At 42.9% G+C, this 17,645-nt stretch carries 13 protein-coding genes; 12 read left to right on the forward strand and 1 reads right to left on the reverse strand.

Annotated features, from left to right (window positions below; translation table 11 throughout):
• The first annotated feature begins 35 nt into the window (after nt 1–35).
• From I2D69_RS03730 to I2D69_RS03750, 5 genes are all read left to right on the forward strand, one after another.
• Nucleotides 36–2,957, forward strand: coding sequence for a TetM/TetW/TetO/TetS family tetracycline resistance ribosomal protection protein (locus I2D69_RS03730; RefSeq protein ID WP_195379424.1), 2,922 nt, complete (start codon nt 36–38; stop codon nt 2,955–2,957).
• Between the two features lie 131 nt (nt 2,958–3,088).
• Nucleotides 3,089–3,589 carry a transcription elongation factor GreA gene (gene greA, locus I2D69_RS03735; protein WP_118582273.1) on the forward strand — a complete coding sequence of 167 codons (501 nt, stop codon included), beginning with the start codon at nt 3,089–3,091 and terminating at the stop codon, nt 3,587–3,589.
• 436 nt (nt 3,590–4,025) lie between these two features.
• Nucleotides 4,026–5,795, forward strand: coding sequence for a Na/Pi cotransporter family protein (locus tag I2D69_RS03740; RefSeq protein ID WP_148461683.1), 1,770 nt, complete (start codon nt 4,026–4,028; stop codon nt 5,793–5,795).
• A gap of 296 nt (nt 5,796–6,091) precedes the next feature.
• On the forward strand, nt 6,092–6,778 hold the full coding sequence (locus tag I2D69_RS03745; protein WP_148461682.1) for a response regulator transcription factor: 687 nt from the start codon (nt 6,092–6,094) through the stop codon (nt 6,776–6,778).
• Complete coding sequence (locus I2D69_RS03750) at nt 6,775–8,109, forward strand: ATP-binding protein (protein ID WP_195379425.1); 1,335 nt, start codon at nt 6,775–6,777, stop codon at nt 8,107–8,109. The genes I2D69_RS03745 and I2D69_RS03750 overlap by 4 nt, the downstream gene beginning before the upstream one ends.
• Before the next feature lie 89 nt (nt 8,110–8,198).
• Here the strand turns inward: I2D69_RS03750 and nagB are convergent, their stop codons facing one another.
• Nucleotides 8,199–8,924, reverse strand: coding sequence for a glucosamine-6-phosphate deaminase (gene nagB / locus I2D69_RS03755; RefSeq protein WP_118582282.1), 726 nt, complete (start codon nt 8,922–8,924; stop codon nt 8,199–8,201).
• A gap of 259 nt (nt 8,925–9,183) precedes the next feature.
• Here nagB and I2D69_RS03760 point away from each other — a divergent pair, with 259 nt between their 5' ends.
• From I2D69_RS03760 to I2D69_RS03790, 7 genes are all read left to right on the forward strand, one after another.
• The gene (locus I2D69_RS03760) at nt 9,184–10,926 is read left to right on the forward strand and encodes a histidine kinase (RefSeq protein WP_148461680.1); all 1,743 of its coding nucleotides are present in this window, start codon (nt 9,184–9,186) and stop codon (nt 10,924–10,926) included.
• Nucleotides 10,901–11,656 (forward strand): response regulator, encoded by a 756-nt coding sequence (locus tag I2D69_RS03765; protein WP_148461679.1) that lies wholly within the window; start codon nt 10,901–10,903, stop codon nt 11,654–11,656. Before I2D69_RS03760 ends, I2D69_RS03765 begins: the two co-directional genes overlap by 26 nt.
• Entirely contained in the window at nt 11,640–12,899 is a 1,260-nt protein-coding gene (locus tag I2D69_RS03770) for an ABC transporter substrate-binding protein (RefSeq protein ID WP_148461678.1), read from the forward strand. The genes I2D69_RS03765 and I2D69_RS03770 overlap by 17 nt, the downstream gene beginning before the upstream one ends.
• Nucleotides 12,900–13,077: 178 nt before the next feature.
• Nucleotides 13,078–14,355: an ABC transporter substrate-binding protein gene (locus tag I2D69_RS03775; protein ID WP_148461677.1), complete on the forward strand. Its 1,278-nt coding sequence runs from the start codon at nt 13,078–13,080 to the stop codon at nt 14,353–14,355.
• A gap of 83 nt (nt 14,356–14,438) precedes the next feature.
• Entirely contained in the window at nt 14,439–15,374 is a 936-nt protein-coding gene (locus tag I2D69_RS03780; RefSeq protein WP_227199100.1) for a sugar ABC transporter permease, read from the forward strand.
• A 19-nt stretch (nt 15,375–15,393) separates the two neighbouring features.
• Nucleotides 15,394–16,248: a carbohydrate ABC transporter permease gene (locus I2D69_RS03785; protein WP_148461675.1), complete on the forward strand. Its 855-nt coding sequence runs from the start codon at nt 15,394–15,396 to the stop codon at nt 16,246–16,248.
• Nucleotides 16,249–16,330: 82 nt separating this feature from the next.
• On the forward strand, nt 16,331–17,641 hold the full coding sequence (locus tag I2D69_RS03790; RefSeq protein ID WP_173716896.1) for an alpha-L-fucosidase: 1,311 nt from the start codon (nt 16,331–16,333) through the stop codon (nt 17,639–17,641).
• Nucleotides 17,642–17,645: the final 4 nt, after the last annotated feature.

Raw genomic sequence — 17,645 nt, forward strand, 5'->3', positions numbered from 1 at the left:
ATTCAATATTATGCCATCAGAAGGGAGGCGTTTTTATGGGCGAACAGAAGCCTGAAAAAACGAAAAAACATATATGTGCTGGTCTGTTGGCCCATGTAGATGCAGGAAAAACTACATTGTCAGAAGCACTTTTATATTTAAGCGGCAAGATACGAAAGCTTGGAAGAGTGGATCACAAGGATGCATATCTGGATACCTCTCCCCTTGAGCGCGAGCGGGGAATCACGATTTTTTCCAAGCAGGCAGTGCTGGAATTCCCGGAAACAAGAGTTACCATTCTGGATACGCCTGGACATGTGGATTTTTCTGCAGAGATGGAACGTACCTTGCAGGTTCTGGACTATGCAGTGCTTTTGATTAACGGTGCAGATGGTGTGCAGGGACATACGGTGACTTTATGGAAATTGCTTGAGCGGTACCAGATCCCCACATTTATTTTTGTGAACAAAATGGATCAGGATGGAACGGATCACGATGCTCTTTTGACCGAATTGAAAAAAAGGCTGAATGAGAACTGCATGGATTTTTCAGAAAATGAAAATGCTGATGGAGATTTGGAACCGGAATTACCGGCTGGTGAAAAAGAACAGCAGAATTTGATGGAAAATAAATTTTCTGAAGAATTTCTGGAGAGTCTTGCTATGTGTGACGAGAAACTGCTGGAAAAATATCTGGAAACAGGAGAAGTATCCAGGAGAGAGATTACCGGTCTGATCGCAGATCGAAAGGTTTTTCCATGCTATTTTGGTTCTGCACTGAGAATGGAAGGGGTGGAGAAGCTGATCCACGGACTGGACAGGTACACCAGATGGCCGGTATATCCTGAGGCTTTTGGTGCGAAGGTTTATAAGATCGCCAGAGACGATCAGGGAAACCGTCTTTCCTATATGAAGATTACAGGCGGGACACTGAAAGTAAAAGAACTTCTTATTACCAGCAAGGGAAATGTGGCAGCAGGAGAGGAAGTATGGGAGGAAAAGGCTGACCAGATCCGGATTTACTCTGGCGCCAGAGTTGAATTGGTGAAAGAAGTGCCCGCGGGAACCGTGTGCGCAGTGACAGGTCTTTCCCATACTTTTCCAGGACAGGGACTTGGCGTGACAGAGAATTCCAATATGCCAGTACTGGAGCCGGTACTGAACTATCAGATTATTTTGCCGGAAGGCTGCGATGTGCATCAGATGCTGAAGAAGCTGAGAGAACTGGAAGAGGAAGATCCTCAGCTTCATATTGTGTGGGACGAGCAGCTGGGAGAAATCCACGCCATGCTCATGGGAGATGTGCAGATCGAGATCCTGAAAAGGCTGATCTGGGAGCGGTTCCATGTGGCTGTGGATTTTGGAACGGGAAATATTGTATATAAAGAAACCATTGCGGCACCTGTGGAAGGTGTGGGACATTTTGAGCCTTTGCGCCATTATGCGGAAGTTCACCTTCTTCTGGAACCAGGGGAGCAAGGAAGCGGAATGCAGTTTTTTACCGCCTGCAGTGAGGATGTGCTGGACCGGAACTGGCAGAGACTGATCCTCACTCATCTGGAAGAAAAGGAACACAGAGGAGTGCTGACTGGTGCACCGATCACAGATATGCAGATTACCCTGCTTACCGGACGGGCCCACCAGAAACACACAGAAGGCGGAGATTTCCGTCAGGCTACTTATCGGGCTATCCGTCAGGGGCTTAAGAAAGCACAGAATGTTCTGCTGGAGCCTTACTATGAATTTCGGCTGGAAGTGCCGGTGGAGGTTGTTGGCCGTGCAATGAATGATATCCAGAAAATGCAGGGAACTCTTCTTCCTATGGAGACAGAGGAAAATACCGCTATTTTGAAGGGAAAAGCGCCTGTTTCGACTATGCGCGATTACCAGAAAGAAGTAGTTTCTTATACAAGGGGAATGGGAAGACTGTTCTGCAGTTTAAAAGGATATGAGCCTTGTAAAAATCAAGATGAGATCGTGGAACAGATCGGCTACGATTCTGAGCGGGATCTGGATAATCCTACCGGGTCTGTATTTTGTGCCCATGGAGCCGGATTTGTGGTGCCATGGTATGAAGTGGAAGAGTATATGCACCTGGATACTGGGATTATGGCAGAGTTTGAGGATGATCTCAGCGAGGAAGACTGGGAGGATGCTGCGTCAGGCTCTGGAAATCCTGCAAGTGGAGACGATACTGCTCAAAGTGCCAGAAATTCAGCACGCAGTGGAGCTGGTAGTACAGGAACTGCCAGAAATACATCTGGAAGTGGAAGTCATGCGGGAAGTGGTTACCAGCCGCCGGAATCTGCCTACCGTGGAAGCTATGAGGATGACAAAGAACTTCAGGCCATTTTTGAGCGTACCTTTGGTCCGGTGAAAAGAGACCGCGTGTCTTCTTATAAAAAAGTGGTAAGTGCCCTATCTTATTCTGGCAGCAGTTCTTCTGCAAAAAAAGACCAGGAAGAATACCTTCTTGTGGATGGTTATAACATTATTTTTGCCTGGCCGGAGCTGAAAGAACTGGCAGATGCGGATGTCCGTGCAGCACAGACGAAGCTGATGGATATTTTAAGTAATTATCAGGGATATAAGAAATGTACTTTGATTCTTGTATTTGATGCTTACAAGGTGGAGGGACACCAGGAGGAAGTGCTTACTTATCACAATATTCATGTGGTTTACACAAAAGAAGCGGAGACTGCCGATCAATATATTGAAAAAACAGTCCACAAAATCGGCAGACAGCATCAGGTAACGGTTGCTACTTCAGACGGACTGGAACAGATTATCATTATGGGTCAGGGCGCCAACCGTATTTCCGCAAGAGGTCTGAAAGAAGAAATCGAAGAGACCAGAAAGCAGCTCCGCCAGGAATGGCATCAGCACCGCCAGTCCAGTCATACCTATCTTTTTGATCATGCAGATGCTGAGACTGCGAAGCTGATGGAAGAAGTCCGACTGGGGAAAAAGAAATTATAGGGTTTCTGTTCATGGAGTGAACAATAGCATTATTGGAATTAATGTTTTCCATTGGCAATTTGACAAACTCTTTCCCATCTGTTAAGGTGGTGTGCAAAGTGGTGTTGCAGCTATAAAGGAGATGTATAAAAATGAGAGAGAAGCTCACCAAAAAAGACGTAGAGAAAATTGAACAGGAGATTGAGCACCGTAAGCTGGTTGTCCGCAAAGAAGCAATTGAGGCAGTAAAGGAAGCACGTGCCCAGGGCGATTTAAGTGAGAATTTTGAATACTACGCTGCCAAGCGTCATAAGAACCAGAACGAGAGTCGCATCCGCTATCTGGAGAATATGTTAAAAACAGCAACCATCGTTTCTGATAAATCCTGCAGTGACGAGGTTGGAATGGATGACATTGTAGAAGTTTATTTTGAGGAAGATGACGAGGTTGAGAAATATAAGCTTGTTACTTCCATCCGGGGAAATTCCATGGAGAACAGAATCAGTATTGACTCTCCGATTGGCATGGCACTGAAAGGTCATAAGATTGGCGACAGAGTGGAAGTAAAGGTAAATGATAGTTACAGTTATTTTCTGGAAATCCGCTCCATCGATAAAACCCATTCAGAGGAAGAGGAAATCCGAGGATTTTAAAGGTATCAGAGTCTTTTTCAGACAAGTCAATATGGCAGTTACTTAATATTCGATGTAATAGATTGCTTCAGCCTGTTGTTCCGCGAAGCATGTAACAGTGAAGGTACTGAATCATTACACGTATTATATAAAAATCCCTCATGAGATATGCAGCGATAATTGTAAAATTATTCTTCATGTTCCCTGGGGGATTTTTTTGAATGTAAAATTTGGAAAATACAGTAAAATCAATTATCAAACAAATATTTTACATTTTCAACAGCCTGGCTTTACATTTTTTCTGTATAAGAAAATCCAAGATTGTAAAGTATTTTACATATATTTAACATTCTTCTCACCCGAAACTTTACATAGCCCACTTATATTGGTTTTGTAAACAAAAGAAATTAAGAACCCAATAAACTTTTAAAAGGATAAAAAAAGGAGAGGAAACGTAATGGATTTTTTTAGCATTCTGACATTGGTCGGCGGACTGGCGATGTTCCTTTATGGAATGCAGGTAATGGGAGACGGTCTGGAAAAGCTTTCCGGCGGTAAACTGGAAAAGATTCTGGAAAACCTTTCATCTAACCGTGTGAAAGCAGTTTTGGTTGGTGCAGCAGTTACTGCAATCATTCAGTCTTCATCGGCAACCACAGTTATGGTAGTCGGCTTCGTAAACTCGGGAATCATGCATCTGTCCCAGGCTGTTGGCTTTATTATGGGCGCAAATATCGGTACTACTGTTACCGCATGGATTCTCAGCCTGGCTGGAATTGAAAGCTCCAATTTCTTTGTAAGACTTTTGAACCCAAACTCATTTTCACCGATTCTGGCATTGATCGGAGTTGTTTTTATTGTCTTCCTTCATGATGAAAAGAAGAAAGATATTGGAAACATTCTGGTTGGTTTCGCAGTGCTGATGTTCGGTATGAATACCATGAGCGGTGCCGTAAAACCTCTGGCAGAGGTACCGGAATTTACAAACATCCTTCTGAAGTTCTCCAACCCTGTTTTAGGTGTGCTGGCTGGTGCACTTCTGACTGCTGTTATTCAGTCTTCATCAGCTTCTGTTGGTATTCTCCAGGCGCTTTGTGTAACTGGTGCAGTCCGTTACGGAGCAGCGCTTCCGATTATCATGGGACAGAATATTGGAACCTGTATTACAGCAATGCTTTCTTCAATCGGTGCTACTAAGAATGCAAAACGTGCAGCAATCGTTCATCTGTACTTTAATATTGTAGGAACTGTTACATTTATGGTTGTATTCTATGTGCTGAATGGATTTTTACATTTCTCTTTCATTGAAGAAGTGGCAGGTCCTGCCGGCATCGCAGTGATCCACAGTGCCTTTAACATCATTGCAACACTTGTACTTCTTCCATTTGGAGATATGCTTGTAAAAATGGCATGTGCAACTGTCCGTGATACAAAAGAGGAGAAAGTTATTTCCGCAGAAGATCAGGAGTTTATGATCCTGGAATCCCGTTTTCTTAGTAATCCTGGTATTGCTATTGAGCAGAGCAAAACAGCTGCCAGGAAAATGGCAGAGCAGTCCAAAACCGCTTTGAACCTTTCTTTTGGCTTGCTGGATGATTTCCAGGAGGAGACAGCTTTCCGTGTGGAAAAGATTGAAGCAAAGGTTGACCGCTATGAGGACGAACTGGGAACCTATCTGATCAAGTTGAATCAGAAAGATCTTTCTCTGGAAGACAGCCACAGCTTGTCCATTATGCTTCACTGTATCGGAGATTTTGAGCGTATTTCCGACCACGCACTTAGCATTATGAAATCTGCAAAGGAAATTTCAGAAAAAAATGCCCGCTTTTCAGACAAGGCGGTGCAGGAACTTCACATTATGGAAAAGGCCGTGTCGGATATTGTGGAAAAAGCGTATAGCGTTTTTGCAAACCAGGACATGAGAGCAGCCGAAGAAATTGAGCCTCTGGAAGAAGTGATCGATGAGCTCAGCCGTGAGCTGAAAAGACGCCATGTAAATCGTCTTCGTGCCGGAGAATGTACAATAGAGATGGGATTTGTGCTTTCTGACATTACAACCAGCCTGGAGAGAATCGCAGATCATTGTTCCAATATCGGAGTCTGTGTGACTCAGGTGCATGAGGATCTTTATGATACCCACAGTCACCTTGACACTGTAAAAAATGCACCGGGAGAACATTTCCATCACGAACTGGAGGTTGCCCGTGTGAACTATATGCTTCCGTAACCGGGAGAGTAGATGTTGCCAGTTGCTGCTCTGGAAAAATTCCTGTGAGAATCATTTCCGGAGGCAGCGACTGGTAATATAATTTTTGCGGCGCAAAAACATGCAAATGTATGATTTCTGTGCATCGCGAAGCGTGTTACTGGTCAGGTCGTGAACGGTAACCTGTTTTCCTGCTTTTTACCGTGACTTTACAGTTGTGCACTTGTATAAGGGGAAAAAAGTACGTATACTAGGAAATAATGATGATTTACAAGTAATGTAAAAATAGGTAAGACATGGGAGGAGAATACTAAAAAATGATTTTTTGTGTTGAAGATGATAACAACATCCGTGATCTTTTAGTATATACATTAGAGACGACCGGATTTCATGCAAGAGGGTTAGAAGACTCCCAGGAATTGTGGAAAGCCCTTGCAGAGGAGGAACCAGAGCTGATTCTTCTTGATATTATGCTTCCGGGAGAGGATGGATATTCCATTCTGGAAAAACTGAAAAAATCTTCCGGAACCAGAGATATTCCCATCATTATGGTAACTGCCAAGGAAGCAGAATTTGATAAGGTCCGTGCTCTGGAAGCCGGTGCAGACGATTATATTACCAAGCCCTTTGGAATGATGGAATTTATAGCCAGAGTGAAGGCGGTGCTCAGGCGCAGCAGCCGCCACGGAGATGACAGAGAGCTTAGCTGTGAGGAACTTCGTATTTTTCCAGGCCGTCATCAGGTGTATTGTGATGATCAGCCTGTGGAGCTTACCCGCAAGGAATTTGAACTTCTTCTGTATCTTATGGAAAACAGAGGAATCGTTATGACCCGTGACCAGATTTTGTGCCATATATGGGGCTATGATTTTGACGGGGAGACCAGAACTGTGGATGTACATGTGCGAACCCTTCGGCAGAAGCTTGGGGATGCCGGCAGACTAATCGAGACTGTCCGCGGCGTAGGTTACAGAATGGCAGACAAGGGAGGCAGTCAGGGATGAAAAAGAAAATCCTCAGTCATACCAGTGTGATGATCGTTCTCACGGTTATCCTTACCTTTATAGCCGCCAGCTTTGTGATGTATGATAAGTTTAACAGTACTATGAAAAAGGGCGTCCGAGATGAAGCTGAATATGTAAAAGTGGGGATTGAAGAAGTTGGAGAAGAGTATTTAAACGGAAATGTGGGAAAAACCACAGATACCCGTATTACGCTCACCGATTCAGAGGGAAACGTACTCTATGATAATGAGGCAGAGGCTTCAAAACTTCCAAACCACAGCAGCCGTCCGGAATTTATCCAGGCTATGGAAGATGGACAGGGAGAAATCGTCCGTTATTCGGAAACCTTGTCACACCAGACCTTTTATTATGCGGTGAAGCTGAATGATGGCAGAATCCTCCGCCTGGCAAAAACAACAGACAGTGTGTTCCATACGTTGCTTAGCAGCTTTATCTGGCTTGGAATTTTGATGCTGTTGATCATTCTGGTAGAGATCGTTCTGGTGCAAAGGCAGACAAAGAGTCTGATCGAGCCGGTGAACAACCTGGATCTGGAGCATCCTCTTTCGAATGTATGCTACGAAGAACTCCGTCCTTTGTTGATGCGGGTGGATCAGCAGAATAAGCAGATTGCAAGCCAGCTGGAGGAGTTGAAGAAGACTGAGGCTGTGAGAAGGGAATTCTCTGCAAATGTTTCCCATGAATTAAAGACACCTCTGATGTCTATTTCCGGTTATGCGGAGCTGATGATGAATGGAATGGTGAGACCGGAGAATATTGCTGATTTTTCAGGACGAATCTATAAGGAGGCCAATCGTCTGGGAAATCTGGTGGCAGATATTATCCAGCTGTCGCGCCTGGATGAACAGCAGGATGCAGTGGTCTCCATGGAAAGTGTGGAGCTTGATGAGCTGGCAAAGGATGTGGTAAACAATCTCCGGGATCATGCGGAAAAGAAAAACATTTCGTTGGATTATTGTGGTATTCCAATCAACATTCAGGGAGTACGGCATGTTTTATATGAAATGCTGTACAATATTGCGGACAATGCTGTTCGTTACACCAATCCGGGAGGACACATTCATATTTATGTAGGCAGAAAAGGGAATCGTCCTTTTTACCGGGTTGAGGATGATGGAATCGGAATTCCGAAATCTGAACAGAAAAGAATATTTGAGAGATTTTACCGGGTGGACAAAAGCCATTCGCGGCAGACTGGAGGAACCGGTCTTGGACTGTCCATTGTAAAGCACGGGGCAACCTTACATCATGCACAGATCAATGTGGACAGCGATCTTGGAAAAGGTACAAAAATGGAGCTGCTTTTTTAGAGCGTGTTGAAAAAGGCTTTCTGCAAATTGTGACGTACAGCTTGCAGAAAGCCTTTTTGGAACATATTGAAGCAGCTCCTTTTTTTTAATTACAGTTCGCTCAGTGCATCCTCATCTGCCACAATAATTGCATTGGGATGGAACTGAAGGATGGAAGCCGGGCACTGTGGGGTAACAGGTCCTTTGATCGCAGCAGCGAGAGCCTTGGCTTTATTCTTGCCGTTAGCTACAAGAAGAATGGTCTTTGCGCTCATAATATTGCCAGTTCCCATAGAAATAGCCTTGCGAGGCACATCCTCCTCGCTTGCAAAAAAGCGTTTATTCGCCTGGATGGTAGCCTCTGTAAGATCTACACAGTGTGTGCCAGCCTGGAAATGGTCGTCTGGTTCATTAAATCCGATGTGACCATTAGGTCCTATTCCAAGAAGCTGAAGGTCTGCAGCTCCTATATTCTTAAGCAGTGTATTGTAAGCTTCGCAGCAGGCCTCTGTATCCGGATTGGTTCCGTCCGGAACATAGGTATTCTTAATATCTATATTGACTCTGCTGAACAGGTTCTTGTTCATGAAGTAACGGTAGCTCTGGTCATTGGATCCGTCCAGTCCTACATATTCGTCCAGGTTCACAGATTTTACATGGGAAAAATCCAGTATTCCCTCTTCATACATAGCAGCTAGCTGATCGTAGGTACCTACCGGGGAAGAACCGGTAGCAAGTCCAAGGATACAATCCGGTTTGGACAAAATAACACCGGCGATAATAGTAGCTGCAGTACGGCTCAGCTCTTCATAATTCTTGACTTTAATTACTTTCATTTTACCTCTCCTTCTTTGTCAATAAGTGAGAATGATCACTTTAACAAGGTGCAAAAAAATAACGGCATTATCAGAATGCTGTCATATAAAAACCCTGCCCTTGTTCTTTCAGACAATAACAGTATACCCTATATTTAGGTGAAATGCTATAAATATTTCTGCTTTTTATTGCTTTTTTTGGTGAAAACTGATTGCAAGTTTCGAAAGCTTTTCCTATAATGAATTTATAATATAGAAATTTACCCTGGGGATAAATAAAATGAAAAAAAACTACACTCTGAAAAGGGAACTTACATTTCTGATGATACTGACCTCTGTATGTACTTTACTGTCTGTATGTGCAGCTGTTTTCTATGTCTTTTTCTCTTTCTTCTTTCAGAAAACACAGGAAGATATTGAATATGTACTTCGATATACCAGTCAGCAGTATGAGGCTCATATGCAGTTTATTGAGGATAGTGTGATCGCCATACGTCATAATACGGTACTGGATGACTTTTTTCAGAAAGAAGAATACGACCTGGAGGAAATAGAACCACAGCTTTCTTACAGCATGGAGCTTTTTTCAGAGCGGAATATGGTGGAACGCCAGCTTCCTTTTGTTACTGGAATTTATCTGTTTAATAATGGGAATGAATGTATTTATGAGCACTATTATGCCACCACACTGGCTGCCGGGAGAGAACAGAAGCGAAAATACGAAAACATGCAGCAGGAATTTAAAAGTACCAGTGACCAGTACGCCTGTTTGTCTGATAAAGATGAATTAAATATTTTTTTTAGAATTTATGATGAAAATATGAGGGAAAAAGGAATCGGAATCGTGCAGATCAGTCAGAGTGCAGTAGCGAAAGTTCTGGAAACGGTACAGCTGTATCATAATGGAGGATGGGCTGTCCTGGATAAAAACGATCAGCTGCTTGCCTCAGAAGGAGCTCAGGAGCTGGTGAAAAAGCTGCAGACTTCTGAGAATTCATGGAATGGAACAAAAGACCTGGCAGGTACGAAGGTGATTGGTTATGGAAATCTCTGTGGATTTGGAGTACGTACAGTGATCTCAGTAGGGTATGGGAATATTTTTTCTATTTTGAAGCCCACTCTTTTTATCGTTCTTGTGGGTCTTATTGTGGTACTGGGAATTGCATTTCTGGTTGCATATGCTATCAGCTACCGTTTCACCAAACCGGTTACCAGGATGATCCAAAGCATACAGGCTTTTGGAAAACCGGATCTGAATGCCAGAATGGAAGATTCCTCTATTCAGGAATTTCATGACATGGGAATCGTGTTTAATGAGATGGCAGACAGGATCGAATATCTGATTACTCAGGTTTATGAAAAAGAAATTGTGGCAGCCCGGTCTCAGGTAAAATATCTGCAGTCCCAGATAAATCCGCATTTCCAGTTTAATATTCTGGCCATGCTGAGTCTGAAAGCGAAAATGGCTGGAAACGAAGAAGTTTACGATGGACTGAATGCTTTTTCCAGACTGATGCAGGGTAAGATATTCCGGGAAAAAGAGATTAAGATAAAGGTAAAAGAGGAACTGGAAATAGTTCAGTTTTATTTATATCTGCAGAAAAGCCGTTACCAGGATAAACTGTCTTATGAGGTGAAGCTTGAAGATGAAAAAATCGGCGAAGATCTGATTCCCCGTCTTCTTATTGAGCCACTGGTGGAAAATGCAGTTTCGCATGGTTTGGAACCAAAGCGTGGAAAAGGAAATCTGCAGGTCCTTTTATATGAAAGGGAAATGCTCTACATCTGGGTAAAAGATGATGGAGTAGGCGTTTGTCGGAATCAGACGAAGGCAGAGGAAAATAAAGAAAAAACTCCTCATACCCATGTGGGCTGGGAAAATACAAAGAAAATGCTCCGGATCCTGTATGGAGATTATTACAAGTTTCAGGTCTGGAGCGAACCGGGAAAGGGAACGGAAATAGAAATTGCAGTTCCAATTGAAAGAGGTGGAAATTATGTGGAAAGTGGTAGCAGCCGATGATGAAGGATACATCAGAGAGGCTTTGCAGAAACTGATAAATTGGGAAAAAATGGACTGTTCTTTGGAGAGCGTAGTCAGTGATGGACAGGAACTATTGGAGAAGATCCGGGGAGAAATGCCGGACATTGTGATCACAGATATACAGATGCCTGGTGTTGACGGATTAGAAGTATGTAAATATGTATACGAAACCTGCCCGGAAACCCAGGTGATCATCCTTACCGCATATTCAGATTTTGAGTATGCCAAACGTGCCATTAAATACAGTGTATGTGAGTATGTGCTTAAGATTTCCATTATAGACGAACTTCCACTGGCAGTGGAAAAAGCAATTGGAAAGCTATCCAGACTGAAAAAGGAGATCGAAATCCAGGAGCATACGAAGGCAGAAGAACCGGAATCACTGCTTGATCAGATTGAACAGTATCTGGAAGAAAATTTTCGCAAAAAGATCACGCTGGATGATATTGCAGATACCCTGCATGTGAACCGCAGCTATCTCAGCCGTTATTATAAGAATAAAACAGGTGTGAATCTGTTTGATGAGATTTTAATGAAACGGGTGGAAAAGGCAAAAGAATATCTGCAGAATACAGAGATGAAGACTTATGAGATTTCAGAAGCGGTAGGAGTGGAAGATGCTGGTTATTTCTCAAAAATGTTTAAAAAGATAACCGGGGTATCACCAAAAGAATTCAGGAAAAGAGAACAACATGAAGAGAAAAATTAGAGGTCTTTTCTTTAGTATCGGAATAGCCGGGAGTCTGATCCTTGGAGGCTGCGGGAAAGAAGAAAAAGAGCCTGTAACTATCACAATGATTCATGCATGGGGCGGAACTGGTGAAGATCATGTAGCTATGAGGGATATTTACGATGGATTTCAGAAGGAGAATCCGGACATTGAGGTGCAGCTGATCTCCATGCCAGGAAGAAAGGAAATGCTGCGTAAGGTGGAGGACATGATCATGGTGGGAGATATGCCGGATGTGATTACCTTCAGCGGTATGGGACAGAATACAACCTATGATTTTATTGTAGAAAATGATATGGCGCTGGATATTATGCCCTATGTGAAAAAAGATGAAGAGTTTGCCTCCAATATTTCCCAGACCAATCTGAACTATTGGACCACAGAAGAAGGGGAGCTGTTTACAGTGTCAGATGTTTTGTCCTTAAGTGGTGGTTATTGGTATAATGAAGATATTCTGCACGCAGCTGGCGTAAAGGAAATTCCCAGGACCTGGGATGCTTTTCGCGGTATGTGCTACAAAATCTGGAAATGGTCGGAACGTGAGAATAATGAAATTGCTTCGCTTCAGACATCTCCGGAGGGCTATCTTTATTTTATGGATCATATGCTTCTGGAAGAAGGTACAGAAAAGGACAGAAACGATATCGGTACAATTTCAGAGGTATTGAAACGGCTGCAGGAAATTTATGTATATTCCACCTCCGAAAATGCAGAATACAGTTATTTGGATGAGACCAGATTGTTCAATGAAGGAAAGCTTGCCATATATGTGAATGGCGTATGGGGCGCTTCCATGATTTCCGAAAACATTAATGCCAAGTATGCACTGCTTCCAACTACATCCGGGAAGAAGCTGTCTTGCGAATCTGCCTGTTTTGGTTATGTGCTTGGAAAAAGTGGAAACGAACAGAAAGAGGAGGCTTCCATCCGGTTCCTGAAATATATGCTAAGCAAGAAGGTGCAGACGCGGATTTTGGAGGAAACAGAGCAGATTCCGGCGAATAAGCAGGTAGTTCTGGATTCTTACGAGAAGGAAATGCCGCGGCTGTTTCAGGCTGCTTCCCTGGTATTAAGCGCAGAGGATAAAATTGAAGTTCCGGATAATCTGTGGACTTATGAACAGAAAGCCTATTTTACAGAAAACATTTTCAGAGAGCTTACCGGTAAAATTTCACCGGAAGCTTTTACCCGGCAGCTGGGTGAAATGAAAATAGATAAATAGGGAAAATAAAGATAAGGAAAATATTGCCGTCAGGTAAATATTTTCCTTATTTTTATTGTGAAAATGTCAATAAATACCTGTAAATTGCAAACGGGATTCATTCAAAAATACCAAAAACAAGGGTAAAATAAGGACAGTTAAAGCAAAGACGTATAATTTATGAAGGAGGATTTTTGTAATGAAGAAAAAAATGGTAAGTGTTTTACTGGCAGCAGCAATGGGGACTACTGCACTGGTTGGATTTGGAACGACTGCTTATGCAGATGATGATGTTCTGGAATTTTACCATGGATATTACCAGGATGAGAGCGAGTGGGCTGCAGCTCAGGTTATGAGGGATATCTATGATGAGTTCGCAAAGGAACATGCTGATGGATCAGTTACATTCAAACCAATCGCTGTAGAAAACAGAGATGACATTGTAAGTGCACAGGTTGCTGGCGGTTCCTTCCCGGATCTGGTAGATGTAGGCGGTGGCGGAGTTCCGCAGGCAGCACTTTCCCAGGATCTGGTATACGATCTGAAACCGTATATCGATGAAAATGGTCTGCAGGATGCAGTTGGTCTTAACTATACACAGCATGATATGGATGGTCATATTTATGCAGTGCATGATCAGATTGAGAGCCGTGGCTTATGGTATAATTCCGATATTTTTGAAAAAGCCGGAATTACAGAGGAGGCGTTTGCAGACTGGGATTCTTTTGGAGAAGCAATGGAAAAAATCTGTGCTCTGGACGAGGATGTGTACGGATACATTGCAGGACAGGGCTCCAGCTATATTGTAAACACAGTTATGGCTTCTACAGATGAAGGAAAGAAAATGCTGGAATCTGAGCTGACAGAGGACACCATCAATTCAGAGGAATTTGCAGCTGCATTTAAGACTGCTGCAAACCTGGATCAGGCAAATGGTTCTGAGCATACTACAGATGATAACGGAAATCTTATGGCAGAATTTAATACAAATGGTAAGGCTGGTGTTCTTTTCAATGGTGTATGGAATGCAAGTGGAATTGATGCGTCTTTAACAGATGCCATTGAGCCTGCTTTATTCCCTGGAAATATTGCAATCGCTTCTGCAGGCGGCGGACTTGCTGTGGCAAATAACATGAGTGATGAGAAAACAGAGCTGGCACTTGAGTTTATCAAATATATGACAAGTGCTGAGGTTCAAGAAAAAATCTTCACTGGCGTACAGGCAAATCCATGTAACACAACAGTTGATTTGAACGCACTTGCAGAAGAGAGTGATGATGCAGCTACAAGAAAGCTTGCACAGGCTTGTTCTCAGGTAAATGAAGCTGATACTGTAGTGATTGACATGAACTATACCTGGGGATCTGACGTGGACAAAGCTATCATCAATGCATTGATGGAGTGTGCGGTATCAGGAACAGATATTGATGCAAGATTTGCAGCACTTCAGACAGAGCTGATCGCGTTGGTTGCTTAAAGCACACAGCTGTGATGAACAGAAACTATGAATGAAATAGAAGAGGGAGGGGAGAAATCTCTTCCCTTTTTGGAGGTATGAATTTGGAAAATCAGAATGCTGCGAAAAAAAGAAAGAATAAGCTGGGTACGCGGAGAAAAGGATTTATTATAGCGTTTCTTGCGCCTACCCTGATCGCATTTTGCGTATTTTATCTGTATCCCATTATTACGGTGTTTATCACTTCTTTCTGCAAATGGGATTATACCAATATTACTAGTCCGGAGTTTTTCGGCTGGAGCAATTTGTGGGATAATTATGATTATATTTTTAACAAGTATCCATTTTTCTGGGAAGCACTGAAAAATTCAACCACCTGGGCCATTCTTGGAACAGTGGTACAGATTCCCATTGCTGCTTTGATCGCTCTGGCCCTGTCCAGAAAGGTAAAAGGTATTAAATTTGTACGAAATGTCTATATTATTCCGAATATGATCTCAACTGCCGCTATGGGCATTGTATTTTTACAATTGTACAACCCTTCTTATGGAATTATCAACCCGATCATTCGTCTTTTCAACAAAGAATTCAGGGATAATATCCTACTTCTGAAAGGACCGGCTTTTGTGGCCATGACCTGTGCCTATATTTTCTTTACAGGAACTACAACTTTAATGATTTTGGGGAATATTATGGCAGTGCCGGAAGAGGTAAGAGAAGCAGCTATGCTGGATGGGGCAAGCGGTCTGAGACAGGACTGGTATATTACAATCCCTATGATCAAAGGAACTTTAAAAACAGTATCCGTTCTTGCTGCAACCTCCGGCTTCCTTCTTTATAACGAGGTTTATTTCCTGACAAAAGGAGCTGCAGGAACCTACAGTATCAGTTACATTATCCGCGAGCTTGCCATTACCAGTCCGAGAACCCAGTTTGGACGAGCCAATGCAGTGGCAATGATCCAGATCCTGGCTGGGATGGTGATCATTCTGGTGATTAATTTTGTATACAGCATTTCTTTCAGGAAAGAGAAAGAATAAGAAGGAAAAGAGGATGAATATGAAAAAAACAAATACCCTGAAAGGTGTAAATAGTATGCCGGCGGGAACCAGGATCGTGACTTACATTTGTCTTGCGTGGGCGCTGATCGTGTCGTTGCTTCCCATTGGCTGGCTGGTTTTATCCAGCCTGAAAAAAGATCCTATGGCGAGACCTGGCTTTCAGCTTCCGGAATCCATTTGTCTGGATGGTTATATTTCCACATTTAAAGATTTACATGTGATGAGATATTTTGGAAACAGTCTTTTTGTCGCAGGTGTTTCCGTGGTGATCAGTGTGGTGATGATTTCCATGTCTGCATATGTGGTAGCGCGAATGGAATTCAAAGGAAAAGCACTGGTAAATGTACTTTTGTATTCCACCATGTTTATCCCAGCCACAGCCCTTACTTATCCGGTATATAATCTGGTAAACCGCCTGCATTTATATGATACAAGATCTGCGCTGATCCTGATTTATTCCTGCAGTGGAATTGCAGTGAGTTTTTTTGTGATCAAAAACTATTACGACAATATCCCAAGAGAGCTGGAAGAGGCGGCGAGAATTGACGGATGTGGGTATGTACAGACCTGGATGAAAGTAATTTTTCCAATTGCACGTCCGGGAATTATGACAGCAGCTGTGCTTGCGTTTTTGAATAATTGGAATGAGTATTACTGGGCCTCTCTTGTGCTGATCACAAGGGAAAAGCTGACAGTACCGGCGCTTTTGTCTACTTTCACAACAGCCTTTAACACCAATTATAACGGACTTTTTTCCGCTATGGTGATTATCATTCTTCCGCCTGTGCTTCTGTACTGTATTTTCAGCAGATTCTTTATTGAGGCACTGTCTGGCGGAGCCGTGAAAGGTTGACAGGTGAAATGAAAGTTTTTTGATAAAAATGCTGAATATACAAAATTTTCTGATATAATGAAGAAGGCAGGAGAATAGAAACATGAATGAGGAAATAAGACAGCGCACCAAATGGTTTATGGAAGACAGATTCGGTATGTTTATTCATTGGGGATTATACTCCATTCCAGCATGCGGTGAATGGATGATGTCACAGAAAGAAATGACAATTGAGGAATACAGTAAGTATTTTGATCAGTTTGATCCTGTGGATTATGATCCGAAGAAATGGGTTTGTCTGGCAAAAAAAGCAGGCATGAAGTACGTGGTACTTACAGCAAAGCACCATGACGGATTTTGTCTGTTTGACTCTAAACTGACAGACTACAAGTCAACAAACACAAAAGCAGGCAGAGACCTGGTAAGAGAATTTGTAGATGCATGCCGAGAGGAAGGATTAAAGGTTGGTCTTTATTTTTCCATTATCGACTGGCATCATCCGGATTTTCCTAAATATGGAGACAGGCAGCATCCTATGCGAAACAATCCGGCATATAAAGATGAAAAAATTGATTTTGACAGATATCTTGCGTATATGCATGGCCAGATAAAGGAACTTGTAACAGGGTATGGCAAGCTGGATCTTCTATGGTTCGATTTTTCCTATGACGATATGACCGGAGAAAAATGGAAAGCCACAGAGCTGATCAAAATGGTTCGAAAGTATCAGCCGGATGTGATCATTGACAACCGTCTGGAAGGTGCGGGGGATAACCATGGCAGCATTACAACAGAGAAACCACTGATTTACAGCGGTGATTTTGCAAGTCCGGAGCAGATCATTCCTCCAAAAGGAGTATGTGATGACAAGGGAGAACCCATTCCATGGGAACTTTGTGCCACTATGAATAATCATTGGGGATATTGCAATTTCGACCATCAGTATAAGACCCCTCAGATGCTTGTAAGAAAGCTGGTGGAATGTGCCAGCAAGGGTGGAAATATGATCCTGAACGTGGGACCAGATGCCCGTGGAAATATTCCGGAGGAGAGTGTTCAGATTCTCACAGAAGTTGGAAAATGGATGAAAAAAAATGGGGAGAGCATTTACGGATGCGGAATTTCCAAATTGGAAAAGCCGGATTGGGGAAGATATACCCAGAAAGGTGACATCATTTATGCTCATGTTTATGAGACACCGCTTGGAGCACTTCCGCTGTATGGAATCGGCCCGGATAAGCTGGAATCTGTTACATATCTTGCAGACGGCAGTGAGGTGAACAGAGGGGAAGCATGGAATACGGTGCTGTATCCGGATGTGGCCTTTGTTTCCTTCGGAGATGATCCGGTATTTACCTATCCATTGCCAGATGAAAAAGATACGGTTTTAAAAATACGTTTGCGACAGGAGTAAAAGA

It is taken from the genome of Ruminococcus sp. D54t1_190329_F1, from assembly GCF_015551645.1.
GTDB classification, from domain to species: Bacteria; Bacillota; Clostridia; order Lachnospirales; family Lachnospiraceae; genus Blautia_A; species Blautia_A faecis.